The 26,803-nt window shown below is 58.7% G+C and carries 25 protein-coding genes; 7 read left to right on the top strand and 18 right to left on the bottom strand.

What is annotated here, in order from left to right; all coding sequences use genetic code 11:
- Positions 1–376: 376 nt before the first annotated feature.
- Together ACR0KL_RS19870 and metG are read right to left on the bottom strand one after the other, a co-directional pair.
- Positions 377–1,042, bottom strand: coding sequence for a YrbL family protein (locus tag ACR0KL_RS19870; protein ID WP_480777419.1), 666 nt, complete (start codon positions 1,040–1,042; stop codon positions 377–379).
- Between the two features lie 334 nt (positions 1,043–1,376).
- Positions 1,377–3,095, bottom strand: coding sequence for a methionine--tRNA ligase (gene metG / locus ACR0KL_RS19865; protein WP_170677733.1), 1,719 nt, complete (start codon positions 3,093–3,095; stop codon positions 1,377–1,379).
- A gap of 253 nt (positions 3,096–3,348) precedes the next feature.
- On the opposite strand from metG, the gene ACR0KL_RS19860 reads away from it, so the two are divergent.
- A complete protein-coding gene (locus ACR0KL_RS19860) occupies positions 3,349–3,477 on the top strand; it encodes a hypothetical protein (protein WP_480554567.1) in 129 nt (42 codons plus the stop codon).
- Entirely contained in the window at positions 3,444–4,082 is a 639-nt protein-coding gene (locus tag ACR0KL_RS19855; RefSeq protein WP_480554565.1) for an OB-fold-containig protein, read from the top strand. Before ACR0KL_RS19860 ends, ACR0KL_RS19855 begins: the two co-directional genes overlap by 34 nt.
- 25 nt (positions 4,083–4,107) lie before the next feature.
- On the opposite strand, the gene ACR0KL_RS19850 is transcribed toward ACR0KL_RS19855, so the two are convergent.
- The 6 genes from ACR0KL_RS19850 to ACR0KL_RS19825 all read right to left on the bottom strand — a co-directional run bounded on the left by ACR0KL_RS19850 (position 4,108) and on the right by ACR0KL_RS19825 (position 9,817).
- Positions 4,108–5,328 (bottom strand): MFS transporter, encoded by a 1,221-nt coding sequence (locus ACR0KL_RS19850; RefSeq protein WP_170677735.1) that lies wholly within the window; start codon positions 5,326–5,328, stop codon positions 4,108–4,110.
- Between the two features lie 83 nt (positions 5,329–5,411).
- Positions 5,412–6,005 carry a YceI family protein gene (locus tag ACR0KL_RS19845; protein ID WP_170677737.1) on the bottom strand — a complete coding sequence of 198 codons (594 nt, stop codon included), beginning with the start codon at positions 6,003–6,005 and terminating at the stop codon, positions 5,412–5,414.
- A 60-nt stretch (positions 6,006–6,065) separates the two neighbouring features.
- Positions 6,066–6,677 carry a hypothetical protein gene (locus tag ACR0KL_RS19840; RefSeq protein WP_170677739.1) on the bottom strand — a complete coding sequence of 204 codons (612 nt, stop codon included), beginning with the start codon at positions 6,675–6,677 and terminating at the stop codon, positions 6,066–6,068.
- A gap of 48 nt (positions 6,678–6,725) precedes the next feature.
- Positions 6,726–7,307, bottom strand: coding sequence for a TIGR02281 family clan AA aspartic protease (locus ACR0KL_RS19835; protein WP_170677741.1), 582 nt, complete (start codon positions 7,305–7,307; stop codon positions 6,726–6,728).
- 39 nt (positions 7,308–7,346) lie between these two features.
- Complete coding sequence (locus ACR0KL_RS19830) at positions 7,347–7,967, bottom strand: MarC family protein (protein ID WP_170677742.1); 621 nt, start codon at positions 7,965–7,967, stop codon at positions 7,347–7,349.
- On the bottom strand, positions 7,964–9,817 hold the full coding sequence (locus ACR0KL_RS19825) for an ABC-F family ATP-binding cassette domain-containing protein (protein WP_170677743.1): 1,854 nt from the start codon (positions 9,815–9,817) through the stop codon (positions 7,964–7,966). The genes ACR0KL_RS19830 and ACR0KL_RS19825 overlap by 4 nt, the downstream gene beginning before the upstream one ends.
- Positions 9,818–9,925: 108 nt before the next feature.
- Here ACR0KL_RS19825 and ACR0KL_RS19820 point away from each other — a divergent pair, with 108 nt between their 5' ends.
- Complete coding sequence (locus tag ACR0KL_RS19820; protein WP_170677745.1) at positions 9,926–11,128, top strand: multidrug effflux MFS transporter; 1,203 nt, start codon at positions 9,926–9,928, stop codon at positions 11,126–11,128.
- Positions 11,129–11,243: 115 nt separating this feature from the next.
- Positions 11,244–11,666, top strand: coding sequence for a nucleoside-diphosphate kinase (gene ndk, locus ACR0KL_RS19815; protein ID WP_155143779.1), 423 nt, complete (start codon positions 11,244–11,246; stop codon positions 11,664–11,666).
- Between the two features lie 56 nt (positions 11,667–11,722).
- On the opposite strand, the gene ACR0KL_RS19810 is transcribed toward ndk, so the two are convergent.
- On the bottom strand, positions 11,723–12,070 hold the full coding sequence (locus ACR0KL_RS19810) for a TfoX/Sxy family protein (protein WP_170677747.1): 348 nt from the start codon (positions 12,068–12,070) through the stop codon (positions 11,723–11,725).
- 131 nt (positions 12,071–12,201) lie between these two features.
- On the opposite strand from ACR0KL_RS19810, the gene ACR0KL_RS19805 reads away from it, so the two are divergent.
- From ACR0KL_RS19805 to ACR0KL_RS19795, 3 genes are read left to right on the top strand one after another with little or no spacing between them, the layout of a single operon-like run.
- Complete coding sequence (locus ACR0KL_RS19805; RefSeq protein WP_170677748.1) at positions 12,202–13,713, top strand: CHAD domain-containing protein; 1,512 nt, start codon at positions 12,202–12,204, stop codon at positions 13,711–13,713.
- A 3-nt stretch (positions 13,714–13,716) separates the two neighbouring features.
- Positions 13,717–14,472, top strand: a complete 756-nt coding sequence (locus ACR0KL_RS19800) for an AAA family ATPase (protein WP_170677750.1) — start codon at positions 13,717–13,719, stop codon at positions 14,470–14,472.
- Complete coding sequence (locus tag ACR0KL_RS19795) at positions 14,469–14,936, top strand: CYTH domain-containing protein (protein WP_170677752.1); 468 nt, start codon at positions 14,469–14,471, stop codon at positions 14,934–14,936. Before ACR0KL_RS19800 ends, ACR0KL_RS19795 begins: the two co-directional genes overlap by 4 nt.
- Here ACR0KL_RS19795 and ACR0KL_RS19790 read toward each other — a convergent pair.
- The 9 genes from ACR0KL_RS19790 to ACR0KL_RS19750 all read right to left on the bottom strand — a co-directional run bounded on the left by ACR0KL_RS19790 (position 14,933) and on the right by ACR0KL_RS19750 (position 26,728).
- The gene (locus tag ACR0KL_RS19790; protein ID WP_170677754.1) at positions 14,933–16,297 is read right to left on the bottom strand and encodes a sensor histidine kinase; all 1,365 of its coding nucleotides are present in this window, start codon (positions 16,295–16,297) and stop codon (positions 14,933–14,935) included. The two genes, ACR0KL_RS19795 and ACR0KL_RS19790, sit on opposite strands and share 4 nt — an antisense overlap.
- Positions 16,290–16,970, bottom strand: coding sequence for a response regulator transcription factor (locus ACR0KL_RS19785; protein ID WP_170677756.1), 681 nt, complete (start codon positions 16,968–16,970; stop codon positions 16,290–16,292). Before ACR0KL_RS19785 ends, ACR0KL_RS19790 begins: the two co-directional genes overlap by 8 nt.
- Before the next feature lie 180 nt (positions 16,971–17,150).
- The gene (locus ACR0KL_RS19780; RefSeq protein WP_170677758.1) at positions 17,151–18,587 is read right to left on the bottom strand and encodes a Do family serine endopeptidase; all 1,437 of its coding nucleotides are present in this window, start codon (positions 18,585–18,587) and stop codon (positions 17,151–17,153) included.
- A gap of 749 nt (positions 18,588–19,336) precedes the next feature.
- Complete coding sequence (locus ACR0KL_RS19775) at positions 19,337–19,936, bottom strand: nucleotidyltransferase family protein (RefSeq protein ID WP_170677760.1); 600 nt, start codon at positions 19,934–19,936, stop codon at positions 19,337–19,339.
- A gap of 31 nt (positions 19,937–19,967) precedes the next feature.
- Positions 19,968–22,385, bottom strand: a complete 2,418-nt coding sequence (locus ACR0KL_RS19770; RefSeq protein WP_480777418.1) for a GcvT family protein — start codon at positions 22,383–22,385, stop codon at positions 19,968–19,970.
- Positions 22,386–22,741: 356 nt separating this feature from the next.
- Positions 22,742–24,049 (bottom strand): HlyC/CorC family transporter, encoded by a 1,308-nt coding sequence (locus tag ACR0KL_RS19765; protein ID WP_170376728.1) that lies wholly within the window; start codon positions 24,047–24,049, stop codon positions 22,742–22,744.
- Positions 24,050–24,112: 63 nt separating this feature from the next.
- Complete coding sequence (locus ACR0KL_RS19760; protein ID WP_480777417.1) at positions 24,113–25,066, bottom strand: tyrosine recombinase; 954 nt, start codon at positions 25,064–25,066, stop codon at positions 24,113–24,115.
- A complete protein-coding gene (locus ACR0KL_RS19755) occupies positions 25,066–26,589 on the bottom strand; it encodes a hypothetical protein (protein ID WP_480777416.1) in 1,524 nt (507 codons plus the stop codon). The genes ACR0KL_RS19760 and ACR0KL_RS19755 overlap by 1 nt, the downstream gene beginning before the upstream one ends.
- Positions 26,579–26,728: a hypothetical protein gene (locus ACR0KL_RS19750; protein ID WP_170677768.1), complete on the bottom strand. Its 150-nt coding sequence runs from the start codon at positions 26,726–26,728 to the stop codon at positions 26,579–26,581. The genes ACR0KL_RS19755 and ACR0KL_RS19750 overlap by 11 nt, the downstream gene beginning before the upstream one ends.
- Positions 26,729–26,803 lie beyond the last annotated feature (75 nt).

Raw genomic sequence — 26,803 nt, 5'->3', positions numbered from 1 at the left:
ACACAAGAGCCCAGCTATGAAACTCGGTATTGCAAAGGGCTTTGTGTATGATCGGGATCTCTTCAGTTTCTGAACTCGGCAAGCAAAAAAAACGCCGTTCGTTTTTGCGTTACGCTAAGGCTGCTCTGCGGACTTAACAGTCATTAGTACCGAGTTACCGGAAATAGTATTCCGCCTAAAGTAGCAAAGCAATTGGCGAAATATTCATCCTCGACATTCGGAATTTTGAGTATGACTTCGATGTCGGCTTAGTCCGCAACAAAACATCTCCCTACGAATATTGCGGCCAGTTATTGCGCTGGAAGGCGATACGCGGAGTTGTCTGAGTGCTCACACTGAAGCTACTTCGCGCGTCGGGGTCATATGCAAGCCACGGTCACACAAAATGTGAATTTCCACTTGCTTCGTTACTTCGCGCCAGAGCTGCTTCTGCTTGACCGACAACAGAATCACGCACCTTGTTCAAACCGCGAGTGTTTGACCATTTCAACCACTTTCGCAGTGGAACAAGCTGTTTGCAGCCAAAACTGTCTATCCAGACAAACCTGCCCAAGCCATCTCCTTGCGTTTGGAATACGATGTTATCAAGGTTCTTGTTGCTAATCACGACGTGGTTTTCCATCAACGCATCAAAAAAATCTTTAAGCAATTTCAAGTGCAGGGTATTTAAGCGACCCGCTCGGATAATGTCACCGAGGGTCGGTGACAAATTACCATCAGGATCTGAAATGCGCTCGTACACCAGTCCTAGACCTAAATCAGTTGGCATCGTTCCATGCACTTCGCAAATTGGCAGTAGCGCGCCGGGTTCTTGTTTGCGAGCTTTTAGTTCCAAATACTCGCGAAACTCGCGCAGAAAACCATTGTACATGGTGGCACGGCGAAAGCGGCGTTCGATCCAACTGACGTCCGGGAGTTGTCCATGTGCGTCGTACGTGCCCGGCTGCGGCAACTTCACCAGAAGGGACGGTTCGTTCGGGTGTTCATAGATATGCTGACGATTGCCCTGGGCAATCACAGGCTTATTGCTCAGCGTCAGCATGCTGCACCTCATAGCTCAGTGTTTTGCAAGTGCGTATGACGGTTTTATGACAGAAGTAAAGAACCGTCCTCAAAGTAAAATACTGCGTTTTTTGTTTCCAGCGGCGAGATGGCTGCTAGCCAATGAAGTGGCGGACTTGCCCGTTCTTGACGTCCACTTGGGGCTCGAAGCGGTCCTTCGCTGCACCAAAATCGAACGTCTGATAGTTGGCGGCAATTTTCGAACTTCTCAATCTGAGCACAAAAGGAAAGAGGCTGAACTCTCAACCTCTTTCAACATTTACCTATAGGGCCTTGCGTCGAGGCCCCCGTTTCAGAACTTCATGCAGCTTGTGTCAGTCGCGCGTACCCGCAAATTTCTCCTGCCACTCTTCACGGTCCTCGTCGGCGATCTTGGCGAACAGGACATCAGGTACCGAGAACGCATGACCTGCGGGCAGGGCGTTCAGCGCAGCCTCGACATCTTCGGGCCAGCTTGTATCCAGCGTATTCATTGCACTAAGCATCTTGGCTGAAGCGTCGGGAATAAAGGGCGCGCTCAGAACCGCGTAGAGGCGGATCAGGTTGAGGCCAAGGCGAACTTGCGCTGCCGCCTGTTCGGGGTCTTCCTTAAAGGTCGACCACGGGGCTGCGGATTGCAGATATTCGTTACCGGCCACCCAGATCGCCCGAAGCTCTTGCGCGGATTTGCGGACTTCCATGGCCTCCATGTGGCCTTCGTATGCGCGGACGCGGCGGGTGATGTCGGCGATCAGTTCTTGTTCACGCGCGCCAAAGGTGCCGCCTTCGGGCACGGCTTCGCCAAATTTCGAGCGGCAGAACTTGGTGATCCTGCTGACGAAGTTGCCCAGAACATCCGCAAGGTCTTTGTTCACCGATTGCTGGAAATTCTCCCAGGTGAACTCACTGTCGCTGCTTTCCGGCGCATGACTCAGCAGCCACCAGCGCCAATAGTCGGCGGGCAGAATGGCCAGAGCCTGATCCATGAACACGCCTCGGCCCTGAGAGGTCGAGAACTGACCACCGTCATAGTTCAGATAGTTGAAGGATTTCAGGTGGTCGACCATCTTCCACGGCTCGCCTGAACCCAAAATGGTGGCCGGGAAGCTAAGCGTGTGGAAGGGCACGTTGTCCTTGCCCATGAACTGCACGTAACGCACGTCGTCCGCACCTTTGTCGGTGCGCCACCAGCGTTCCCAATCCGCATCCGTCTTGCCATTCGCGTCGGCCCATTCCTTGGCGCATGCGATGTATTCGATTGGTGCATCGAACCAGACATAGAAGACTTTGCCCTCCATACCGGGCCAGTCCTGATCACCTTTCTTGACCGGAACACCCCAGTCCAGATCGCGGGTGATGCCGCGATCCTGCAGGCCGTCTCCGTCATGCAGCCATTTCTTGGCAATGGATGTGGTCAGGATCGGCCAGTCAGTCTTGCTGTCGATCCAGGCATCCAGCTGATCCTTCATCGCCGATTGGCGCAGATACAGGTGCTTGGTCTCGCGCACTTCAAGATCAGTCGAGCCGCTGATCGCGCTGCGAGGCTCGATCAGGTCTGTCGGGTCCAATTGCTTGGTGCAGTTCTCGCACTGGTCACCCCGCGCGCGGTCGTAGCCGCAATTGGGGCAGGTGCCTTCGATATAGCGGTCAGGCAGGAACCGGCCATCGGCATTCGAGTAGACCTGTTTTTCACTGACCTCACGGATCAGACCGGCCTCATCCAACTTGCCAGCGAAGTGCTGCGTCAGGTGGCGGTTCTGTTCGCTGGACGAGCGTCCAAAGTGATCGAAGCTCAGGCCAAAGCGTTTGGCGATATCGGCCTGCACGGCATACATATTGGCGCAATACTCGGCGACGGGCTTGCCCGCCTTGGCAGCGGCCAGCTCGGCCGGGGTGCCGTGTTCGTCAGTGGCGCACAGGAACATGACCTCGTTCCCACGGCCACGCTGGTAGCGTGCGTACAGGTCGGCAGGCAATTGCGAGCCGATCAGGTTGCCGAGGTGCTTGATCCCGTTGATGTAGGGGATCGCCGAGGTGATGAGAATTCGAGCCATTTTGCGTGTCCACGTAACTGTCTGCGCGCCCGTCTACCTTATGTGACCCGTTAGCAAAAGAGTGGGTTTGGCATGGAGGATACGAAAACCATGATTGCGGTCGAAAAAAACCGCGACTAAATTGTCGATTGTATTCCGGCACGGGCCGGCGCTACCGTTCAGGCGGCCAATTGATTTCCGGTCTTTTGATTTCACTGCACGACGTTCTGCGCTTGCTTCATGCAAAAGAACTGCGATTTCACGGTGTTTGTTTATGTTCGATTTTCTTCTCCAAAGCGCATTCACGCCCTTTACGATGGCGCTTGCGCTGCTGTTTGGCCTGTTGGCGGCCGAGGTCATCGCCGCGCTTTGTGGTGCAGTCTTCTGGCCAGCGAAGGTCTGACCGACCTGAAGGCCCCCGGTCTGAGTGTTGCGGATTTCGATCTTGATATCGAAGCAGGCATTGATCTGAGTGCGTTGGAACTGGCCGAGATCGAGTGCGAGGCTCCGGCGGCCTCTGCAACAGGAACTCTGACGCGGTTGGGGATTGACGATGTGCCGGTCATGATCTGGCTGGTGGTCTTGCTGGCCGGTTTTGCGATGTCTGGGGTTGGCGTTCAACTGATCGTCGAGGATCTGTTGGGCTCTGATTGGCCTGTTGGGTTGGCCACCATCCCGGCGGGTATTTTTAGCCTTTGGTTTGCGCGCGGTTTCGGCCCGGTTTTCACTCGTTTGTTGACAAAAACCAAAACGGACGGAATGCCTGAACGGGAGCTGGCACGGTGCAGGGGGGTAGTGACCCAAGGCTCTGCGTCGCGCGGACGACCGGCTGAGGTGCGTGTCATGGATCGGTTCGGCAATGCGCATTACGTGAAGGCAGAGCCGTTGCAGGACCGGGACACGCTTGAGCAAGGCACGGACGTTCCTGTTCTGCGGGACAGATTCCTTGACCGTTTCGTGCTGGTCGGACTGTCCGATAGAACAGATCTCCAATCCTTAGAACCATAGCACCAAGGGTGTCTCGTCGCTGCCTCTATTCCTCGCGCGAGCGTTTTAACAAGCGCCCAATCGTAAAGGATGTTCTGGGGGCATAGACATAGTTCGTCCGCTCCTCTGGGGTGGGGCGTGAACGCATACGGGCCAGACCAAAGACGATCAGACCCAAATGACCAACAGCGACAAAGGCAAACAGTGCGCCCGGGCCGAATTTTTCGATCAGTGTGGATGAGACGTAGGGTGAGGCAATCGCGCCCAGCGCGTACCAGAACATCAGCGCTGCAGACAGCTCGACCCGTTGTTCAGTGGTGGCAAAGTCGTTGGCATGGGCCGAGGAGACCGAGAAGATTGGGAAGGTGGTGAAGCCGAACACCCATGCCGCCAGCATCACCCCGAGCGTCCCTGTGTTGCTGGCCATCATGGTTATTCCACAACTCAAAACCGCAGCGGCAGACAACCAGATCAGCACCCAGCGCCGGTCATATTTATCCGCAAGCCATCCCATCGGGTACTGCGCCATCGCGCCACCCAAAACAAATGAGGCGAGGAAGAAGGCGATCTGATCTATGCCCAGCCCGACTTCTTGCCCGTAGACAGGGCCGACCATACGGAATGAGGCAGAGCTGAGCGCAGCAACGATGACTCCGGCAACCGCCAAAGGAGAGCTGCGCCAGGCCAGTTTGGGGCGCAGACGCGGTGCGTCAGGGGTTGCGGGTTGGCTGGCGCGTGTCAGGGTCAGCGGCAGCAAGGAGGCACAACACAGGATCGCCAGCAGATTGTACGAGACGTAAGAGGCAGGCGGCAGCACAGCGATGATCAACTGCGCACACAGTGATGCACCCATATCGGCGATGCGATAGGTGCCCATGGCGCGCCCCCGGGTCTCATTTGTGACTTTCGCGTTCAGCCATGCCTCGATCACCGTGTAACACCCGGCGACACAGGTGCCGGACGCGATCCTGAGGAAGGCCCAGACATAGGGGTTTTCGGTCAGGGTATGGCCAATCAGACCCATCGCGCCCAGCGCGGTGCAGACAGCAAAGGCACGGGAATGCCCGACGCTGCCCATCAGACGCGGAGCCCACCAACAGCCGACAAAGAAACCGATGAAATGCGCCGAGCCTAGCAGACCGATTTGTTCGGTCGTGAAATTCAGCGTGATGCCGGAAATGGCATCGAGCGGCCCAACGCCACCGGTCGACAGTTGCAGCAGAATGACAGAAAGGAATAGGGCGGCAAAGGAAATGATCGTGCGCATGATGGGTCCACCTTGGCGAGGCCTTCAAACAATGCGCGCAGCTATTCGACGTCAAGGAGTCGTTTTTGAACTTTCGCCTTTGGTCAGAGGCGGCTGATTTCGGCGCGAATGTCCAGTGTGACGGTGTCATTCACCAGATCGGGATAGCCCGAGGCGCCAAAGTCGTGCCGGTTCAGCGCGCCCTTCAGGCTGATCGACAGGCGATCCAGATCACCCGCCGCTGTGCCCTGCGGACGGTAGAGGCTGGCTTGCAATGTGATCGGACGCGTCACTCCCCGAACTGTCAGGTCCCCGGTGATACGGGCCCCGTCCGAGATGCGTCCATCCTGCCCAAGCTCGATCCCGGTTGAGACGAAGGTGATGGTCGGATGGCTTTCGGCGTCCAGTACACTGGGACTGAGCATGGGCGCGCGCGCAAAGGGCAGACGGGTTTTGGCTTTGCTCACGTCCAATGCCACCTGCACCCGGCTGTTTTGCAGGCGTGTCGTATCCACTTGAACATCCGCTGTCCGGATCGGCATGGTGCCGTTTTGCGAAACGCCGGACAGATCGAAGCTAAAGCCAACCTTCGTGCCACTATCCGACAGCGCATAGGGTCTGAGCGCTGCATGCAGCGCTTGGGCGAAGGGTAGGGTCGCCAGCCCCGTAAGAACGGCACGTCGGGTCAAATCTCTCATGACCGGACGCTAGGGCGCGCGGCCCCTTGGACCAACAAAAAAATGCGTGATTAGGTGTGTTCAGTCCACGGCGGCGATCTGGTCAAGCTGCAGCCCGGCGCGCGGTTTGATCTGCGTGGCGATCCAACTGACCGGAGGCAGGGCGCGGGCGCGGCGGCGGGTCAGGGTCCAGCGGCGCGCCTCGCCCTGATGTGCGGCGGCCATGTGCCAGCGGGTCTCGATCCCTTGCGCACCTCCATCACCGGGCGTCAGCAGCAGGCCTAGCGGGGCCCGCCCCATGGTGCCGCCCTGTTCGGCGGCCAGATGCATCCGGCGCACGGGCGTCAGCCCCGGCGCGCCGGGCAGATCCCCAACGATCAGCGGGATGGCCCCGCTGCGCAACGCTTCTTCCATGCACCACAGCAGGTCCTCGGCGCGGGTGGGGCGGACAAAGATGAACCGGGCGGGATCGGCAAAAGGCATCATCCCGTCGGGGTTCAACTGCCCGGACTCCCATGCGGGGGAAATCCATAGGACCGGCCCCTGCATCTGACCGGCCAGCCACATGGCAAAGCTGCGCCGCGCGGGGCCGCAGCCTTCATGCACGCGCCCCAGTTGCAGGGTGATCCCATCCTGTAGCGTAACCCCCGGCGCGGCGCGCGCGGGCTTTTGACCAAGAAGCTGAACAGACATGAGTAACTCATATCATGTTCTTATTTTGTTCTCAAGCGTCACACGTGCCTAGCGCGACAGGATCATACGCCCGTCGGTGAACTGGATGTTCGAAAAACGATGCAGGTAGTCCATGCCCAGCAGCGACTTGTGTAAATCACCTTCGTTGATCCAGGCCGAGACATTCTGGTCGGTGATTGGCCCCACCGTCAGCGTGTCCAGCCGTACCGGAGCGGTCCGAACCTCTCCATTGGCGGTAAGGGCACGGCCAAAGTAGTTCAGCTGGTTCGGGTCAATCCCCGCGCGCCTGGCGTCTTTGTCGCTGAGAACAATTTGGCTGGCTCCGGTATCGACCAGAAAGGTGATCGGCTCTCCGTTCACTTGAACCGACAGATAGTAATGCCCGTCGGCTGATCGGGGCACCTCGATCGACTCACCCGTCACCGTCATCTGCGGAGCAGGGCCCACCGTTGTGCGGATATCTTCCCACAGGCCAACCACGGCCACGACACCCACGAAGATGAACACCCAGGCCATAACCTGCTGCAGGGTTTTGTTCAGCGATTGGCGGTTCTGCGCCAGGAACCAGAACACAACGGCTGTGCCCAGCACGCTGAGGTAGACCAAACGCATTACATTGTCGGTGTCCATGCCCAATTCCTTACTCGCTACACAGCAGTATATGGGGGGTCAGGACGCGAATCCAAAGGCCTTGAGGCCATCCAGAATGAACTGAACCGACAAAGCCGCCAGCAACATACCCAACAGCCGGGTCAGGACGTTCAACCCGGTCTTGCCCAGAATGCGGCCGATCAACCCGCCAGCCAGAAAGAAGATCAGGACAACAGACATCACCGCAAGCATGACGATACAAGCCTCGACAATGCCCAGCACGCCGGGATGCTGGCCGGCCAGCAGGATGATCGTCGCGATTGAACCCGGCCCCGCGATCAGCGGAATGGCCAGAGGGAACACGGACGGGTCGGGATGTTCCTCTTCCTCGGCCCGGTCTTCGCGGCGTTTGGTGCGGCGGTCGAACAGCATGTCCAGCGCGGTGAGGAACAGCAACGCCCCGCCCGCAACGCGGAAGGCGGCCATCGAGATCCCGACAAAGCCCAACAGCGCCTCGCCAAAGGCGGCAAAGGCGATCAGGATGAAGACGGCGGTCAGGCAGCTGCGAATGGCTGTTTTGCGCCGGGTCCTGGCATCCATGTCCTGCGTCAGTGCTACGAAGATCGGCGTGGTGCCGAACGGGTCGATCACCACGAACAAGGTGGTGAAGGCGGTAATGAAAAAGGCCAGATCCATCATGCGGCATTCTCGGCTTGTTCAAGGCGTTCCGCTGCGGCCACCCATAGGGTCTCGGCTTTTTGCATGGCTTCCGAGACCTCGGCGAATTTGCGGTTCCAGGTCTCAAGATCGTTGATCCTGTCATCCTCATACAGCGCCGGATCCGCCAGCTTGGCCGAGAGTTTCTCGTGCATATCCGTCAGCTTTTCAATCCGGTCCTCGCATTTACGTAGATCGGCGCGCAGGGCGAGCATCGCCTCGCGAGACGGGCGTTTGGGCTTTGCAGCCTGCGGCTTTGTTTTGACTGGCTTGTCCCGGGCCAACAGCATCGCGCGATAGGCCTCGAGGTCGTCGTCGAACGGCTTGACCGTCCCGTCCGAGACCAGCCACAACCGATCCGCCACCAGCGACAGCAGGTGCATATCGTGGCTGACCAGCACAACCGCACCGGAATAGGCGGTCAGCGCCTCGACCAGAGCCTCTCGGCTTTCGATATCGAGGTGGTTGGTCGGCTCGTCGAGGATCAGCATATGCGGCGCGTCGATTGTGGCGAGCAGCAGAGACAGACGGGCTTTTTGCCCGCCGGACAGGCGCACAACCTCTGTCTCGGCTTGATCGGAGTTCAGGCCAAACCCGGCCAGACGCGAGCGCCATTTGCCCGGCGCCTCGTCCGGGCGCAGACGGCGCAGGTGGTCCAGAGGGGTTTCATCCACATACAGCTCATCTACCTGATGCTGCGCAAAGTAACCGATCCGCAGCTTGTTGCTGCGGGCCATTTTGCCAGCCATCAGGGGCAGCCGGTCCGACAGCAGCTTGGACAGGGTCGACTTACCCTGACCGTTCTTGCCCAGCAGCGCGATCCGGTCGTCCTGATCAATGCGAAGGTTCAGACGGCGCAGCACTTCGACCTCGCCATAGCCGGTTACACCACCTTCGATTTGAATAATCGGGGGCGACAGTTCCTCGGGCTCGGGGAAGGAAAACGCGCGCAGGGCGGCCTCTTGCGGTGTTGAGACCAGCTGGATGCGTTCAATCATTTTCAGGCGGGATTGGGCCTGAACAGCTTTGGACGCCTTGTAGCGGAAGCGGTCCACGAAGCTTTGAAGATGAGCGATGCGGGCCTTAGCCTTGGCATTCTCCGACTCCGCTTGTGCCAGACGTTCGGCACGGCGCTCGGCGAACTTGTTGTAGGGGACTGCGTAGTAGGTGAGCTTGCGATCTTCCAGATGCAGGATCGAACCTACGGCCCGGTTCAAAAGACCGCGGTCGTGGCTGATGATGATGACCGTATGCGGATATTTCGCCAGATAGCTCTCCAGCCACAACGCGCCTTCGAGGTCGAGATAGTTGGTCGGTTCGTCCAGCAGCAGCAGGTCGGGCTGCGAGAACAGCACCGCCGCCAGCGCCACGCGCATCCGCCAACCGCCCGAGAAATCGGAACACGGGCGCAGCTGGTCGTCGTCATCAAAGCCCAGACCTTTGAGGATCGAGGCCGCGCGCGCCTCGGCCGACCAGGCGTCGATATCCGCCAGTCGGGTCTGGATCTCGGCGATGCGAGCGGGGTCTTCGGCGCTTTCAGCCTCAACCATCAGCGCGCTGCGTTCGGTGTCGGCGGCCAGAACTGTATTGATAAGCGACACGTCGGACGAGGGCACCTCTTGCGCCACGCCACCAATCCGGGCGCGTTTCGGGATCGAGATATTGCCTGATTCCAGTGCCAACTCCCCCCGGATCAGGCGGAAGAGGGTGGTCTTGCCGGTGCCATTGCGGCCCACAAGGCCAACCTTGTGGCCATCTGGGATGGTTGCGCTGGCCCCGTCGAAAAGAGGGCGGCCCTCAACGGCGTAGATGATGTCTTCGATCCGTAACATGACGCGCTCTTAGCAGAGCTGTGATGCCGCCGCCAGCGGCTAAGCATGTTCAACCGACCAGCGATGTGTTAGCGCTTTCTCGTTTGCCAATTTGAAACGGTTTTGACCATGCGCGCGGCCCAGACGCCTCCAACTTTGATCACGCTGATCTTTGCTACGGCGCTGTCGGTTCTTTCGCTGAATATGTTCCTACCTTCGCTGGCGCATATGAGTGAGGATTTCGCGGTCGACTATGGCCTCGTGAACCTGTCAGTCGCGGGGTATCTCGCGGTTTCAGCCATACTTCAGTTGATCTTGGGGCCGCTGTCGGATCGCTACGGACGCAGACCTGTCCTGTTGATCTGCATGACGATCTTTGTTTGCGCTTCAATCGGTTGCGCCCTCGCCGAGTCGATCTGGCTATTCCTTGGCTTCCGTCTGTTGCAAGCCGTTGTGGTGGCGGGCTCAGTCTTGTCCAGCGCGTCGATCCGGGATCAATACCCGCCGAATGAGGCCGCCAGCAGACTTGGCTATGTCGCTATGGCAATGGCCTTGGCGCCGATGCTCGGGCCGATGCTGGGCGGGGCGCTTGATATGCTCTTCGGTTGGCGGGCAGGCTTCGTTTTGTATTCGCTGTTGGGGGCGGGACTGTTGACCTTGCTTTGGTTCGATATGGGTGAGACCAATACCAACCGCTCCTCGACTTTCGCTGCACAGCTGAGAGAATACCCGCACCTGTTCCGTGCCCGCAGGTTCTGGGGCTATGCCCTTTGCGCTGCGTTTTCGATTGGGGGGTTCTACAGCTTTATCACTGGCGCGCCATTGGTGGCCGCAGCGTGGTTCGATCTAAGCCCCGCGATGCTGGGCCTAGGCATTGGCATCATCACCGGTGGCTTCATGGTGGGAAATTTCATCACCGGACGCATCGCTGCTCGGACCCGGCTGACCACGATGATCCTGATTGGGCGGATCGTAGCCTCGACCGGCCCCTTCCTTGGGTTGCTTTTGTTTCTGGGCCAGTTGGGCTCGGTTTGGGTATTCTTCGGCTCGGCTGTCTGCGTAGGGTTTGGCAACGGCTTGACCAACGCCAACGCCTCCGCTGGCGTCATGTCAGTGCGCCCGAAACTGGCGGGTAGCGCCGCTGGGCTTTCGGGAGCGATGATCGTGGCACTAGGGGCTGTGCTGACCTCTATCACCGGAGCATTCGTCAACGCCGAAAACGGCCCGTATCTGGTTCTGGGCATGATGAGTGGCAGCAGTTTCATTGGCCTGCTTGCGGTGCTCTACGTTCGCCGTGTCGACCGTCTAGAGCCTTTGCCTGACACAATCTGAACCGCAAAGCGCGGGGCAAGGCATCATAAGACTTTCCATGAGCCACAGACCATGTTAGGCGGCGCGCGATGGATTTCGGCGCACACCCCGCGCCACATTGTAAGGAGAGGCCGACATGGCACTGGAACGCACATTCTCGATCATCAAACCCGATGCAACCCGCCGCAACCTGACTGGCAAAATCAACGCCAAGTTCGAAGAGGCGGGCCTGCGCATCGTTGCGCAAAAGCGCATCCACATGACCAAAGAGCAAGCTGGCAAGTTCTACGAAGTTCACGCCGAGCGTCCGTTCTATGACGAACTGTGCGAATTCATGTCGTCGGCTCCGGTCGTTGTTCAGGTTCTGGAAGGCGAAGGCGCCATTGCAAAGAACCGTGAAGTCATGGGCGCGACTAACCCCGCAGACGCAGCAGCCGGCACCATCCGCGCCGAGTTCGCGGAATCGGTTGGCGAAAATTCGGTCCACGGTTCGGACGCACCTGAGACAGCAGCGGTTGAGATCGCCTATTTCTTCTCGGGCATCGAACTGGTCGGCTAAGCCGTCACTTTGGTGAACAGATTGGGCCGCTCCTGCTGGGGGCGGCCTTTTTCGTTTCAGATCTGCTTCAGATCGTGCGCTGCAACCCGCACCCCGATGGCATCCAGGTCTGAGACCATTTGGCTTTCCGGGGCCGCCTTGGTGCCGGATTTGATCGTGTCAAACCGTTGTCTTAACGCCTTTTTCTCCTCGCCCTTGCAGTCGTTCCAAGGGCGGCCTTGCAGCCCCATCACCAACACATAGTAGCCGATGAAATGCGGCTTTGTACCTGCTGCCAACAGCTTGGCATAGGCGGCGTCGGCACCCAGTTCTCGCAGCTCCTGCGCCGAATGAATACCCGCGCGGGTGCAAGCCTGTTCGAAGGCGGGGCCGAGGTTGCGGATGGAGGAGACCGGATCAGACATGCCTTGGTTTTAGCCGGACGGTTTTGACCTGTCACCCGCACAAAACCCCGGTTTGGTTGATCTTGTTCTTGATGCAGCGCGCGATTCACGGTCTCATGACGATATGTAGAAGGATCGGGCAGGGGTAAGGCGTGTCGCAGGGAACAAACGGATTCTTCATCCTCCCCGGCGGGCTTGATCAGGCCGCGTTCGAGCGCGGTTTGCCCAATCACACTGTCGATATCGAGATGGGCACCGCCGCGCCGGTCCTTATGCTCGATTGTCACGATCAGTCGTTGCGCAGCTCTGGCCGGGTATTGCTCGAGAACAGAGGGAGCTTGCGGCTTGTCTCGATGCAGGGGCAGGTCTCAGAGCAGCACGCCAACGGCAAGGGGCAATTCGTACAGAACCTCCCTGAAGGTCCGGTGAAGGCGGCGCTGAGCGGCTTTCCTACTTTGCGCGCCCTGACGCCGATTGGCGCGGGTGAGTTCGATGAAGGCACGCTCGCGATTCTCGACGATCTGCAAAAGACGCAGGTTCGGGGGCATACCCTGTCGCTGCGCACGGATCGCGGGCAGGTGGCGTTTGTCTGGCTGCAAAAACTGCGCGGTTATGATCGCGCTTTTGCTGCGGCCTGTGACAGTCTTGAGAGGATGTCTTCGGGCGGTATTGACGACTTGTTCGACGTTTTGTTCCCAGACATGATGCGTTACCGTGCCAAACCGGAGGTCGCGCTTGGCACGCAAGAACCCTCTTTGGAGGTTGCGACCGACCTGATCCGGACCTATCTGGGCGTCGCGCGTCAGAACGAAGCTGGCATAGTGGCGGATATCGATACCGAATTTCTGCATGACTACCGGGTGTCTTTGCGGCGCATTCGCTCAGTCTTGAGCTTGTTCAAAGGGGTGTTTTCAGACCAGCAGACGGCAGAATTGAAACGCGTCTTCTCGGACCTTATGGCTCCAACCGGGCGATTGCGGGATCTGGATGTTTATCTTCTGGAAAAAGATATGTATCTCAGTCTTGTACCGGAAAATCTTCATGCTGGTGTTCAGGGCATGTTCGACCGGTTCGAACAAGCGCGTGCCAAGGAACTGTCCCGTCTGACCCGTCATTTGCGCGGCGCGCCCTATGAAACTGCGATGACCGATCTGGCGCAGAAATTCTCAAGTCCTGAAAACCTGCTAACCGGGCCGAGCGCGGAACGAGGTGCCTATAGCTATGCCTGCGCGCTGATCTGGAAACGCTATCGCAAGACTTGCAAACTCGCCCGCAGTATTAGTGACGAGACGCCGGATCAAACCGTTCACGACCTTCGGATCGACTGCAAGAAACTGCGCTATCTGATGGAGTTCTTCGGGCCTCTGTTCGACGCGAAGGATTTCAAAACGATCCTCAAGCCTCTGAAAAAGCTGCAGGATAACTTGGGTCTGTTCAACGATTACTCCGTCCAGCAAGAGGCGCTTCTGGCGTTTGTTGCCGACCAAAGCACCGCTCAAGGCCGCGTGGACGCGCAGCTTGGTTTGGCCGCTGGCGGGCTGATCGCTGTTCTGGACCAACGCCAAAAGGCCGAGCGTGCCCGTGTGATTTCAAACTTTCAGCATTTCGACAGCCCGGAGACTCGGCATCTTTTCCGCAGCCTGTTTCACCACACAAAGGAGTGAGGAATGAAGATCATTGCCTGCTACAGTAACAAGGGCGGGGTCGGGAAGACCGCGACCTCGGTGAACCTTGCCTATGCCTACGCGCAGGCGGGTCAGCAGGTGCTTTTATGCGATCTTGACCCGCAGGGGGCCTCGGGGTTTTACTTCCGGGTTAAGCCTTCGAAAAAACTGACAGACGCGCGTTTTTTTGAGGATGTTGAACGGTTTACCAAGGCCATCCGGGCCAGTGACTTCGAAGGTTTGGATGTGTTGCCCGCCAATCTGACATACCGCGATTTCGACGTGTTCTTGTCCCGGATGCGTAACAAGCGCTCGCGTTTGAAGAAGGCTCTGGTCGCGGCAGGCAGCGATTATGACGTGATTATTCTGGATTGCCCGCCGAACTTCTCGACCCTGTCCGAGAACATCTTCCGCGCCGCTGATGAGATCGTTGTGCCGGTGATCCCGACGACACTTTCGGAACGCACATTCGATCAGCTGGTTAGCTTTTTCGAAGAACACAAGTTGCGGAAAAAAAAGCTGAGGGCGTTCTTCTCGATGGTGCAGAAGCGCAAGATTTTGCATCAGGACACAATGGAGAAGATGCGCGGGCTATACCGCAAACGGTTTCTGCAGACCTCGATTCCCTTCACCGCGGATATCGAGAAAATGGGTCAGCACCGCGCTCCGGTCAGCACTTATGCTGCACGTAGTGCGGCCAGTGAAGCCTATAAGGCGCTCTATGATGAATTGGAAAATGGGGTGATTGCATCCAAATGAGCATTGAAATCGAACGCAAATTTCTGGTCGCTGAACTGCCCGATTTGGCTGGAACCAAAAAGGCCGTGGTGCGGCAAGGTTATCTGACGGCCAGTGAGGACTCGGTGGAGATGCGACTGCGGCAGAAGAATGACAGCTTTTTTCTGACCCTCAAAGGAGCGGGCGGTCTGGTTCGTGTCGAGCGGGAGGCCGAGATTTCAGCCGATCAGTTCGAAACCTTCTGGCCCGAGACCGACGGACAGCGGGTTGAGAAAGTGCGATACACGGGCACGTTGCCGGATGGGCGTGTGTTTGAATTGGATGTGTTCGAAGGCGATCTGGCGCCGCTGTGTCTGGTAGAGGTCGAATTCACCTCGGAGCTAGATGCGAAAGGCTACACGCCGCCTGCGTGGTTCGGTGCGGATGTGACCGAGGATAAGCGCTATAAAAACAAGAACATGGCGATCAACGGACGCCCGAGTTAGCGCGCCAGTTTCAGCGTCGTTTCGAGGCCGGGATCGCAGTTGCGCGCCTCGAACGCGCCGCCATGCATCCGTGAGATTGCAGCCACCAAAGCAAGGCCCAGCCCGGCGTTACGCTCTGTCCGCGCGGGGTCGAGCGTTACGAAAGGCTGTTGCAAGCGAGGAAGGTCCTGTTCCGGAACGCCGGGCCCTTCATCGCGCACGCTGACGCGGGTGCAGGCGGTGTCCTCTGCAAGAGATACGGTGATGGTCGAGTTCTCTGGCGCATAGCGCAACGCGTTGTCCAGCAGGTTGGACAAGGCTTGCGACAGAAGAGGGCGGTGGCCCTGAATGGGCTTGGCCTGTCCTGTCACCTCAAGTCGGACATTCTGATCCGCCGCGACAGGCTCATAAAGGTCCACGACATCCGCAACCAGTTGGTGCAGATCGACATCCTCAAACTGTTCGCGCCCCAGCCCGGCCTCGGCGCGTGAGATTTCGGTCAGTTGCCCCAGCACGCGCAAGACATGATCGACCTCGGTGGTGGCCCGGGCGATGTCGATCTCGCGATCCAGATCGCTCTTGTCCGGGTCAGACAGCGCCTCGACCCTTTGTTTCAACCGAGAAAGGGGGGATCGCAGATCATGTGCGATCGAGTTGGAGGTCGTACGCAGGTTGCTGATCAGCTCTTCAATCCGGTCGAGCATGGTGTTCAGGGTTCCGGCAACCTGATCGAATTCATCTCCGGTGCCGCGTATAGGCATCCGGCGGGACAGATCACCCGAAACGATATTCTCCGCCGTGCTGGCGATGTCGGACAGGCGCGAAAACACCAGCCGCGTGAACAGCCACCCAGTCAACAGGCTGAGGAGAAGCGCAATTCCAAGCGCCAGCGCAACCGAGCGCAGCAGGACGCGGTCAAACTGCTGACGGGCAACAGCATCACGGCCAACAATAAGGCGCTCGCCACCGGGCAGGCGGATCGAAGCGGCAGAGACGGGCACCAGCTCGTCATTGTCGGCGCGACGCACCTCAAGATCGACCCAGCCACTGCCCGCCGTGATGTCCTCGGGCCAATGCTTGAGATTGCCCGCCAATTTGTTCCCAAACCGGTCGGTCAAAAGATAAAGCGCGTCGCGCTCCGAGGCACTGGGCAGGCGGCGTTCGATCGCGGTGATAAGACCAATGAGACCGCGCCGCTCATATTCATCGGCAAGTCCGGTCAGTTCCGCCGAGACGACCGAGCGTGTTTCGGATTCGATGCTGCGATTGGCCGTCACATAGACCAAAGCCAGCACCGTCGCCGTCAGAATGGTGCTGAGAACCATGCTGGCGACGACAAGTCTTGTTCTGGAATTATTTACCGAAAGCCGAAGGTTATCCATCAGACATCATGTAACCCGCGCCCCGGACGGTTTCAATCAGCGGTAAATCTCCGCCTTCGTCCAGTTGACGCCGCAGTTTCGAGATGTGGACGTCCACTACGTTTGTGTTCGGGTCGAAATGATAGTCCCAAACGCCCTCAAGCAACATGGTGCGCGACACAACTCGGTTCTTACGACGCAGGAAGAATTCAAGGATCTGGAACTCGCGCGGGGTCAATGAGATCTCGTGCCCGTCACGCGTGACCTTGCGGGTCAGCAAATCCATCTCAAGGTCCTTGCAGGTCAGGGTCGGAGTTTCTTCGGCGTCCTGCGGGCGGCGCAGCAGCGCCTCGATCCGTGCATGAAGTTCCTGGAACGAGAAGGGTTTGACCAGATAATCATCCGCGCCCGAGCGCAACCCTTTGACACGTTCATCAACGGCGCTCATGGCGGTCAGCATCAGAACCGGCGTTTTTAGCCCGGCCGCGCGCATGGATTTGATCAGGGACAAGCCATCCAATCCGGGCAGCATCCGGTCCAGAATAATGGCGTCAAAACCTCCGTCAGTGGCGTGGTACAGACCTTCGCGGCCATCTGCGGCAACCTCGACCACATAGCCTTCTTCGCTGAATCCCTTTGCGATGAAGTCCCGTGTATCCGCGTCATCTTCGACAATCAGCAGGCGTCTGCTCATGAGGGAGGTTCCTTTCTTTACGAATTTAAACACAATTTTTGGCCAAAGCACATGGTCTGAGGAAAACACGAGCCGGGTGCGTCCTTGCGCACCCGGCACGCCCGGCGAATTGCGGACAAACCAATCCGCCAGGAGGCGCGCACCATATCTCCCCATCATGTGGCGCGCGCGGGCCTGAGGTCAGACGATTTCAACCGCCACGAAGATCTGGTTGCCACCGCGGTTGATCAACACGAGGGCAGGGTCCGTCTTCTCGCTGTCCAAAGCCGCCTTGAGGGCATCCGGCGAAGCGGTTTCCTGGCTGCCCAGCTTGACGATCACATCGCCGCGCTGCAAACCGGCCTTGGCGGCAGGGCTTTCGGGCTTCAGATCGGTCACGACAACCCCATCGATCCCTTCGCCTACACCCATTTCGGCACGTGCGGCCTCGGTCAGAGGGGCAACGGTAACGCCGAGCGATGTGCCCGAGACCTCGGCCTCGACGGGCGCGTCGTTCTGCGCGGATGCAGTCTGGTGTTGGCCGATGGTCAGCTCCAGCTGCTGCTCGGTGCCATCCCGAAGGACGGTCAGAACGCTGTCGCTGCCCACTTTGGTGGTGCCCACAAGGATCGGCAGGTCGCTGCTGTTGTCCACGGGCTCATTGTTGAAGCTCAGGATCACATCGCCTTGCTGCAACACACCATCCGCCGGGCTGTCGGTCACGACATCGGACACCAGTGCGCCGGTTGAAGCGTCGATGCCCAGTGCGGCCGCCAACTCGGGGCTGACATTCTGGATCGAAACACCCAGCCAACCGCGGCTGATTTCCCCGTCATCGCGCAGATCAGCCGTGATGTGATCCACGATGTTGGAGGTGACGGCGAAACCCAACCCGACCGAACCGCCGCTTGGCGAGTAAATGGCTGAATTCACGCCGATAACCTCGCCCTCCATGTTGAAAAGTGGGCCACCCGAATTGCCTTTGTTGATGGCGGCATCGGTTTGGATGAATTCGGCGTATGGTCCTTGCGAAATATTGCGCCCTTTGGCGGACACGATGCCGGTGGTGACGGTGGAACTCAGACCGAAGGGATTGCCGATGGCCACGACGTCTTCACCGACACGGATCACGTCGCTGTCACCCAGAGTCACCGCTTGCAGCTCAGCCTCAGGCTCGATCTTCAGGACGGCGATATCGGTTAACGGGTCGGTGCCGACGACCTCGGCGTCATAAGTGCGGTCGTCGCTCAGACGGACTGTGATGGTCGAGGCATTGTCGACCACGTGATGATTGGTGACGATGTAGCCCTCGGCATCCAGTACAAAGCCGGAGCCCAAACCCTGGGACGGACCGCGCTTCGGCATGTCGAAGCCTTCGGGCGCGCCGAACCTTTTGAAGAACTCACCAAAGGGATGGTTTTCCAGATCAAAGTCCTGACCCCGAGCAGGCGTCGCGACCGCGTCCTGTTCGGCAATAATGGTCACGACCGAAGGCGAGACCGTCTCGACCAGATCGGCCAGCGCTTCATCAGCCATCGAGGGCAGGGCCGTTGTGGCCAGAAGGGCTGCGCCTAAGGCACTGGCGCCAACCCAGCTGGATTTGCGCGGAAAAAGTACTGAGGATTTACGGATGCTCATTTTTTGTCTCCTGTTCACGTCGCGCGAATTGAGGCGCGCGTTGAAACAGCAAATGAACCTTCAATCTGTGTCTTTCCTGACTGATGAATTAAGAAAACTTAATTTTGCCACAAAGCAATTGTTCCGTGTCGGCGGAGCGCTGTTGGGATTCGCGGATTCAGGCCTGCTGACGCACTGCGAATCGGAGGATTGTTGCTGAATTGGCTGTCAAACTTTGAATTTGGTTGAATTGAATATTGAGCATGAACAAACGGCGGATCGTTTGGCGGCGTTTTTAGTCACTCTACCTAGAGTAGAAGGTAGCCGAAAAATATTCTGGCGATGTAAACTATATTCTTGCAATTACATGGTTATTATTGAATAAGACCACGTTTAATCGGACCGTTTTCAATGCTTCTGCCAACGGAAATCCCCTTAAGGTTGATCTTGACGCGACGGGATGTTGCCCAAAAACCAAACTGAGACGTCCCTAGTTAACCGTTTCTTCTAATTTTACGTTGTTTCGAAGGATCGGATCAGCAAATATAAACATGCCCAAGTGAGGGGGAGCCAAAGGCACTAGGGGGTGCCCGTGGCTTGCTCAGTCTTAAAGCGCTGGTGGCATGTTAACGAGGGGGTCTTGTTTAGGTTTTAGCTGCTGTACGCCTAACCACCTGTATAGGTGATTTGGTTTAGCTTTATTGATTGCTGAAAGTGGTAGTCCTGTTTTGGGCACACGACCCGGTCTTTAACGACCGGGTCGTGTTCGTTTACGACCCTCGTTTTCTGAGCCAGTCTGCCCATGCCTCGGGTGTGTCGAGGTCAAGCAGGGCATTTTCACCGGGAAGACGTGTCAGGTGTGCCTTGTCCTTGTGCGCGCGAATGACGGATTGGGCACCTTGATCTCCGGTCAGTTTCCGAAGTTCTGGAAAAAGCTGACGATCAAAGATAACGGGATGGCCAGGCTTGTCAGCCGACGTGGCCCCGCGCCAGATCAGATTATCGGGATTGGCGCGTCTCGCGTTCTTCACGGCTCTTAGGTCATTCGCGGTCAGCTCAGGCAAATCCGCCAGCAGCACCATGACAGCCGGCGCAGCGGCATCCACCTGGGCCAACGCGCCGCGCAGGCTGACGTTCATGCCTTCTGCAGAATCCGCAATTGGGACCTTCCGCAAATCCAAACCACCCAGCGCGTCGTAACGCGCATGAGGGCGTGGAGGAAGCGCAACGATCACCGGTCCGACTTCCAAGGCTGTCATGGCAGATCGCCGCAAAAGGGGCATGTCGTCGACCGCTTGAAGCAGCTTATCTGCACCGCGCATGCGCCGAGATTGCCCTGCCGCAAGCAGTATGATGGGTATGTCTGTCATAGGGGCAACATGCCGTCCACTTGCTGCGTTGTCAGCCCCTCATTCGGTCGCCCTCAGGATCAAACAGTGGGGTGGAGATCACCCGCGCGGTCCGCATCTGACCGAGGATTTCGATCTGAACCTCCAGCCCGCCTTTGATACGGTCCGTCGGAAGGAACCCCATCGCGACCGAGGTTTGGGCATAGTGGGAATAGCCGCCTGAGGTGCAAAAACCAACGACTTTGCCGTCCAGCCAGATCGGCTCGTACGCGTTCACATCCGCATCTTCTGCCTCGACCTCGAAGGCGATCAGCTTGCGAGTCGTACCGTTATGCCGCTCTGCCTCGGCCGTTGCTCGACCAATGAAGTCGGTGTTTTTGGAGAACGAAATGAACCGATCTAACCCCGTTTCTGCGGCTGTGTAGTCTGGTGAGAACTCTCGCATCCACGAGCCAAAGAACTTGTCCAGACGCAAGGACATCATGGCGCGCATTCCGAAAGGCACTATCCCATGGGGCTGTCCGGCCTCCCACAAAGTCCACCAGAGCTGTCGTTGCGCCATTGGATCGCAATAGATCTCATAGCCCAGATCGCCGGTGTAGCTGACCCGCTGCACGAGGCAATCCGTCATGCCGATCGTCATCTGGCGCACGTCGAGGAACCGGAGGGTCGAGACATCCTCGCGCGTGCAGGCGGCCAGAACCTCAGTTGCACTAGGGCCAGCGATTTGGAAGCCATTCAGCTGGTCGCTGATATTACTGATTGAGACGCCCTCGGCGGCGTTCTGCTGAAACCAACGCATGTGATAGGCTTGGCTACCGTATGAGGCAGTCAGGCGGAATTCAGTCTGACTCAGGCAAGACACGGTAAAATCACCGATCAGCTTACCTTTGGACGACAGCATCGGGGTCAGGGAGACGCGACCCGGCTGAGGGATGCGCCCCGCCATGATCCGATCCAGCCACGCGCGGGCATTCGGGCCCGATATGCGATACTTACCGAAATTGTGGACCTCGTTGATTCCTACGCCTTCGCGGACAGCGCGGACTTCGCGCCCCGTGGCGTCAAACGCGTCCGAGCGCCGGAACGAGGGCGTCTCATAACCCGGCTCATCACCTTGCGCGAAATAATTCGGCACCTCCAGCCCATATTGCTGACCCCACACCGCGCCCAGATCGCTGAAGATGTCATACATTGGCGTGGTGCGATTGGGGCGTGCGGCGGGCAGTTCCTCGTTCGGGTAGGCGACGCTGAACCGTTTCTGATAGTTCTCAATGACCTTCGGGCGGGTATAGCCCGGGCTGATCCAGTCGCCGAACCGGGCCACGTCCATGGCGAAGACGTCGCGCTCCGGCTCGCCTTCGATCATCCATTGCGCCAGCGTCAGGCCAACGCCGCCGCCCTGGCTGAATCCGGCCATGACGCCGCAAGCGGACCAATAATTGCGCATCCCGGGCACCGGACCGACCAGAGGATTGCCATCGGGCGCAAAGGTGAACGGGCCGTGGATCACCGATTTCACCCCGGCCTCGGCCAGAACGGGGAAGCGCTTGTAGGCGAACTCGATACTGTCGGTGATCTTGTCAAAATCATCGGGCAGCAGCTCATGCCCGAACTCCCACGGAGTTCCGTCGACGGCCCAAGGCTTGCAGGGTTGTTCGTAGAACCCGATGCACAGGCCACGCCCCTCCTGCCGCAGATAGCTCTCGCCGGCAGGATCCATCACATGCGGATGCTCTCCACCCGCGTCTATGATGGCCTCGATCTGAGGGATCGAGTCGGTGACCAAGTATTGATGCTCCATCGGGTGCAGAGGGAAATAGATGCCCGCCATTGCACCGACCTCACGCGCCCAGAGACCGCCTGCGTTGACGATATGTTCGGCGTGGATCGTGCCCTTGTCGGTGACCACATCCCAGGTGCCATCCGCGCGTTGGTTGGTTTCGTGCACCATGCAATGGGTTTCGATCGTCGCTCCACCCATGCGGGCTGCCTTGGCATAGGCATGGGTGGTGCCCGATGGGTCCAGATGCCCATCCAGCGGATCGTAAAGCGCGCCGATAATGCCGTCGGTATTGGTGATCGGCGCGATTTTCTTGATCTCATCCGGGCCGACGATTTCGGTTTCCAGCCCCATGAAGCGATGCTTGGCGCGTTCGGCTAGCAGCATGTCGAACCGATCCTGATTGTCGGCCAGCGTCACCCCGCCAACATGGTGTAACCCGCAGGACATGCCGGTGATTTCTTCCAGCTCTTTGTACAGACGGATCGTATAGCCCTGCAGCGCCGCCATGTTGGTGTCGCCGTTCAGCGTGTGAAACCCGCCCGCCGCGTGCCAGGTCGAGCCCGAGGTCAGTTCGGACCGTTCCAGCAGCATGACGTCGGACCACCCCAGTTTGGTCAGGTGATACAGAACCGAGCAGCCAACAACGCCGCCCCCAATGACCGCCACGCGGGTTTGCAGTTTCATGAAAGACTCCCAGATTTTCTGGAAGTCTGACCGGAGGCTCCGGAGGCGCAAGTATAAAAACGACAAAAAATGTCGTGCACGTCGTCCGGCGCTAGGGTCAGGACCCATTCATCTTGGGCCTCTGGCGTGTGAACGGCAAAAAAGCAGTGGTTTTGATCGCGCCGGGACTGGCGACGTCAATTCCAAGCGGTCAAAGCCGCTGCTTTGCAGCGGTTTGCACGTCCGAAGGATTTGACTGATTTTGCTTCTGAGCTGCGTTACTTCCCTTTGAAATAGAACCACTATTCCTTCAGAGAAGTGCCTCGTCAGAACCAAAATCAGTCAAACCAGTGGTGCAAGATGAATGGGTCCTGACCCTAGAGAGGTCTGATCTTCAGCTCCGTCACCCGGTTGCCCTCGCGCGCGGTGACCTCGAACCGGAACCCATGGAAGGAAAACACCTGACCGACCACGGGGATCATCTGCGCCTCATGTATCACAAGGCCAGCGACGGTGTTCGCCTCTTCATCTGGCAGGGACCAGTCGAGGGCGCGGTTGACGTCGCGGATGGTCATGGCGCCTTCGACCAGAAACTGGCCATCCTCGGTGCGGGTGACGGGAACCTCTTCCTCGATGTCGAACTCGTCGGCGATTTCACCAACGATTTCTTCCAGAATGTCCTCGAGAGTGATCAGGCCGCGCAGCGATCCGTATTCGTCGACCACTAGGGCAAAGTGGCTGCGAATGCGCAGGAACTCTCGCATCTGGTCGTCCAGAGTGGTGGTTTCCGGCACGAAATAAGGATCGTTGGCGACTTTGGTGATGTCGAACCCGGCCAAACGGTCCGAGTTACTCTCGGATCCGCCGACCTGCGCATACATCGCGCGGAACAGATCTTTGGCGTGAACCACGCCAATGATGTTCTCGGGCTCGTCACGGAAGACGGGCAGGCGGGTGTGGCGGCTTTGCAGGCATTGCTCCAGAATGGCATCTGGCTCTGCATCGGCATCGATCATCTCGATGTTCGAGCGGTGGAGCATGATCTCTTCAACCGCACGGTCGCCCAGATCAAGCGCGCCTAGAATTCGGTCGCGGTCTTCTTTCTCGACCACGCCTTCGGAATGGCCCAGCTGCAACGCGCCGGCGATTTCCTCGCGCACGGCGAGGATGTTGCTATCGGGGTCGATCTGGACACCGAAAATGCGCAAGACGCCGCGGACCAACAGGCGTACCGCAGCCACGATGGGCGAGAACACGGTGACGACGACGCTGATGATCGGGGCCACGGCAGAGGCGGCTTTTTCCGAATTGGTGATGGCATAGGTCTTGGGCAGAACTTCGGCAAAGATCAGAACCAGTAGGGTCATGACTAGCGTCGCCAACGCCACGCCGCTTTCGCCGAACAGTCGGGTGAACAGGGCCGTCGCCAACGAGGCCGCGAGGATGTTAACCAGGTTGTTGCCTAGCAGGACCGAGCCGATCAGCCTCTCATTGTCATCGGTGATATCGAGCGCCTTTTGCGCCCCGCGAGAGCCTTTGTCGGCCTGCGCCCTCAGCTTTCCTCGGGACGATGCGGTCAGCGCTGTTTCTGAGCCTGAGAAAAAGCCCGAAAGGACAAGCAAAAGCAGGATAGCGCCAGTGGTAAACCAGAATGCGCCGTCGATCAGAGAGGATGTGGGTTCCATCGGTCCTTGGTTGTTCGTGTTTCTGCACCCGTTATGGGGATGCGCACCCTTGCAATCAAGGGGTTAGCCCTTGCTACCCCTGTCTTTCGCGAGCGGGTGATGTTCCAGCACCAGTTCCGACAGCCGTTCATCCAGCACATGGGTGTAGATCTCGGTCGTCGCGATGTCTGCGTGACCCAGTAGAGTCTGGATTGAGCGCAGGTCGGCCCCGTTGGCCAGCAGATGGGTGGCGAAGGCATGGCGCAACGTATGCGGCGTGACCTTTTCGGGCGAGACACCGCCCTGAACCGCCAGTTCTTTGACCAGCAAAAAAAACCTGTGCCGGGTCAGGTGCCCGGATTTGCCCCGCGACGGGAACAGGAATTTTGATCGGGTGCCACCTTTTTCAACAGTTGCATCCTCGGCCTTGTCCCGCTCTTCAAGCCAAACGGCCAGCGCATCGCGGGCCGGGGGGGATAGCGGAACCATCCTCTCTTTGCCGCCCTTGCCTAGAACCAGCAACATGCGGGGATCACCACGCGCCGACGAGACGGGCAGGGAGACCAACTCCGTCACCCGCATTCCGGTCGCGTAGAGAAGCTCCATCAGGCAGGTGTTACGGATACGGTCGGCCGGGCTGCGTCCGGTCTGGCGGGCAGCCTCGAGCAAGCGGTCGACTTCGGGGACGTCCAGCGTCTTGGGCAGCTGCTTCTTTCGGCCCGGGCCTTTGATCTGAATGGCCGGGTTGGCCTCGCGCCAGCCTTCTTCGAACGCGAACCGGTAGAGTTGTTTGATCGCCGACAACCGCCGGGCGCGGGTCGCGCGGGACAGACCCTGCGCATCGCAATCGATCAGATAGGCTTCGATCCTGTCACGATCGGCCTGCTCGAAACTGGTTTTTCGATGCTCCAGCCACGCGGCGAAATCCTTCAGGTCGCGACCATAGGCCAGGAGAGTATTGGTGGCCGCGCCCAATTCGGCGGCCTGCGCTTGCAGGAAAGTCGAAATCCACAGCTCATCTGATGCTGGACCGCTCATCATCCACGCTCGTTCAGGATCAGTAGGTTCAGCGCAGCGCGGCGGGCGGTTTCCTCTAGCCCGACACGACGGAAGGCCGCGATGGCTGCAGTCATGTCCACCAGATTGCCGCGCGCGCCGTGGGCAAACAGCTGCATCGCCTCCAAAATCGCCTCGCCGAGTTGGCCATTGTCCAGTAAGGCCTCGATATCCGACGGCACCGGAGCGGCCCAGGCGAACCCTTGAGCGACCGCATCTGCCAAAGGCGACGGCGAGACAGCGCGGCCCGGATCACCCTGCGCCAAGGCCGCCAGGAACTGCGTCTCAACTGCTGTGTCCGGCGCTTGCATCGCGGCGCGTTCATAGAAATCCGAGAGCATCAGGATACGCCAGCGCAGGGCTTCCACATCGGCCCCCTGCAATTCGACCCTATAGAGGCGTTCGGCGAAAAGATCTGCAAAAGGTACTTCAAGCCCGACGCTGCGCATTTGTTTCCAGACGAGGGGGAGGGTCTTGCTGATCGCCTCGATATTGCCGGTTTCAAGGGCGGTTTCGAACTGCTGCACAGCGGCCACCCGATCCCAGACGGCACCTGATGCCGCCGGAGAACGCTCGGTGTAAAGACCAAGCAACTGGTTTGGAGTCAGCGCGCCAATGCGGGTCAGGCGTTCAGCGGCTTCGATCTGCGCCTTCCAGCCTGCCACATCGCGCAGATCAGCATTGGCAAAGGCCCGCGGCAGAGGGGTTGAGGGCAAACGCTCCCCAATGGCCTCAAACAGCCTGAAGCTCAGCGGATCCGGGTCCTCGGGTTGCGGCAGGTAAGGCGCGTCCTCAAAAATGTCGGGGTTGAGGAAACGGTCGAGGAGGTCCAGTTCCTCAGGCGGCAACAGCTCTAGCGCGTGGGCGGCCTCAAGCGTCAAAGCGGCAGAAGGCCAATCCCCCCGGCGGGCCTTGCAGAAGATCTGGGCCGCATAGTCCTTGGATAGGTTGGGCTGGGCAATCAGCGCCGTGCAGCTGCGATCTTCGTCTCCAGTCAAAAGCGTTGCATCAAACCAGCGTTCGAACCGGGCCTGCGTGTCCGTTGGACCGGCGAGTTGTACCAGTGACTGCGCCGGGTCCGCCGCGCCGAGCTGCATCAGTCGGTCCAGACGCGCCAGCAATAGTGTTTCTTCCCCAGACGCACCGCCGGGCGCGCGGGCCTCGGACAGAAGAAGGGTGAACAGCAGGCGCTGCATGGCCGGGTTGTGCTTGACCGGGATGCGAGCAATCAGTTCTGAAATCCGCTCGGGGTCGCTGCCATGCCAGAGGTCGACGGGTAGCCCGGTTACACTCGACGACACCAGACCGATCGGCTGCGACAGCGCGTCCAGAGGCGTGACCTCAACCACGGGCTGGCCTCCGTTCTGTGCGACCGGAGGTTCCAGCAGCACAGTTCCCGGCAGGTTCTCGGGCGGGTCGTTCAGCCAATCAATCGCAGTCAGCGGCTGCTGCGCTTGCGCTGCTCCGGCCAGAGACAGCGCGACCAACACTTGCTTAATCGACATCCAACGTGACCGGTTCACGGATTTCGCTTTGCGGGGCCGAGAAATCGGCGCCGAAATAAGGACCCACGTAGGCGTAGGTCACCAGCCCGATGAAGGCCAGGCAAACAATATATATCAGGAACTTGATCAGACGGCCCATGGCGCCACGCTGCCTCAATTTTTGGTTTTGACCAAGTTATAACTGGCATTTTTCTTAAGATCACGTCATTCACGG

The sequence above is a fragment of the Ruegeria sp. C8 genome (assembly GCF_056537565.1).
This window is presented reverse-complemented; position numbering and strand designations above follow the sequence as displayed.

Bases quoted from the DNA above. Each gene is read 5' to 3' on its own strand.
- ACR0KL_RS19810 (WP_170677747.1), bottom strand. From the start codon at position 12,070: ATGTCTGATCCGGTCTCCTCCATCCGCAACCTCGGCCCCGCCTTCGAA.
- ndk (WP_155143779.1), top strand. From the start codon at position 11,244: ATGGCACTGGAACGCACATTCTCGATCATCAAACCCGATGCAACCCGC.
- ACR0KL_RS19790 (WP_170677754.1), bottom strand. From the start codon at position 16,297: ATGGATAACCTTCGGCTTTCGGTAAATAATTCCAGAACAAGACTTGTC.
- ACR0KL_RS19755 (WP_480777416.1), bottom strand. From the start codon at position 26,589: ATGTCGATTAAGCAAGTGTTGGTCGCGCTGTCTCTGGCCGGAGCAGCG.
- ACR0KL_RS19825 (WP_170677743.1), bottom strand. From the start codon at position 9,817: ATGTTACGGATCGAAGACATCATCTACGCCGTTGAGGGCCGCCCTCTT.
- ACR0KL_RS19860 (WP_480554567.1), top strand. From the start codon at position 3,349: ATGTTCGATTTTCTTCTCCAAAGCGCATTCACGCCCTTTACGATGGCG.
- ACR0KL_RS19850 (WP_170677735.1), bottom strand. From the start codon at position 5,328: ATGCGCACGATCATTTCCTTTGCCGCCCTATTCCTTTCTGTCATTCTG.
- ACR0KL_RS19765 (WP_170376728.1), bottom strand. From the start codon at position 24,049: ATGGAACCCACATCCTCTCTGATCGACGGCGCATTCTGGTTTACCACT.
- ACR0KL_RS19775 (WP_170677760.1), bottom strand. From the start codon at position 19,936: ATGACAGACATACCCATCATACTGCTTGCGGCAGGGCAATCTCGGCGC.
- ACR0KL_RS19835 (WP_170677741.1), bottom strand. From the start codon at position 7,307: ATGGACACCGACAATGTAATGCGTTTGGTCTACCTCAGCGTGCTGGGC.
- ACR0KL_RS19760 (WP_480777417.1), bottom strand. From the start codon at position 25,066: ATGAGCGGTCCAGCATCAGATGAGCTGTGGATTTCGACTTTCCTGCAA.
- metG (WP_170677733.1), bottom strand. From the start codon at position 3,095: ATGGCTCGAATTCTCATCACCTCGGCGATCCCCTACATCAACGGGATC.
- ACR0KL_RS19785 (WP_170677756.1), bottom strand. From the start codon at position 16,970: ATGAGCAGACGCCTGCTGATTGTCGAAGATGACGCGGATACACGGGAC.
- ACR0KL_RS19800 (WP_170677750.1), top strand. From the start codon at position 13,717: ATGAAGATCATTGCCTGCTACAGTAACAAGGGCGGGGTCGGGAAGACC.
- ACR0KL_RS19830 (WP_170677742.1), bottom strand. From the start codon at position 7,967: ATGATGGATCTGGCCTTTTTCATTACCGCCTTCACCACCTTGTTCGTG.
- ACR0KL_RS19770 (WP_480777418.1), bottom strand. From the start codon at position 22,385: ATGAAACTGCAAACCCGCGTGGCGGTCATTGGGGGCGGCGTTGTTGGC.
- ACR0KL_RS19870 (WP_480777419.1), bottom strand. From the start codon at position 1,042: ATGCTGACGCTGAGCAATAAGCCTGTGATTGCCCAGGGCAATCGTCAG.
- ACR0KL_RS19840 (WP_170677739.1), bottom strand. From the start codon at position 6,677: ATGTCTGTTCAGCTTCTTGGTCAAAAGCCCGCGCGCGCCGCGCCGGGG.
- ACR0KL_RS19795 (WP_170677752.1), top strand. From the start codon at position 14,469: ATGAGCATTGAAATCGAACGCAAATTTCTGGTCGCTGAACTGCCCGAT.
- ACR0KL_RS19820 (WP_170677745.1), top strand. From the start codon at position 9,926: ATGCGCGCGGCCCAGACGCCTCCAACTTTGATCACGCTGATCTTTGCT.
- ACR0KL_RS19780 (WP_170677758.1), bottom strand. From the start codon at position 18,587: ATGAGCATCCGTAAATCCTCAGTACTTTTTCCGCGCAAATCCAGCTGG.
- ACR0KL_RS19750 (WP_170677768.1), bottom strand. From the start codon at position 26,728: ATGGGCCGTCTGATCAAGTTCCTGATATATATTGTTTGCCTGGCCTTC.
- ACR0KL_RS19845 (WP_170677737.1), bottom strand. From the start codon at position 6,005: ATGAGAGATTTGACCCGACGTGCCGTTCTTACGGGGCTGGCGACCCTA.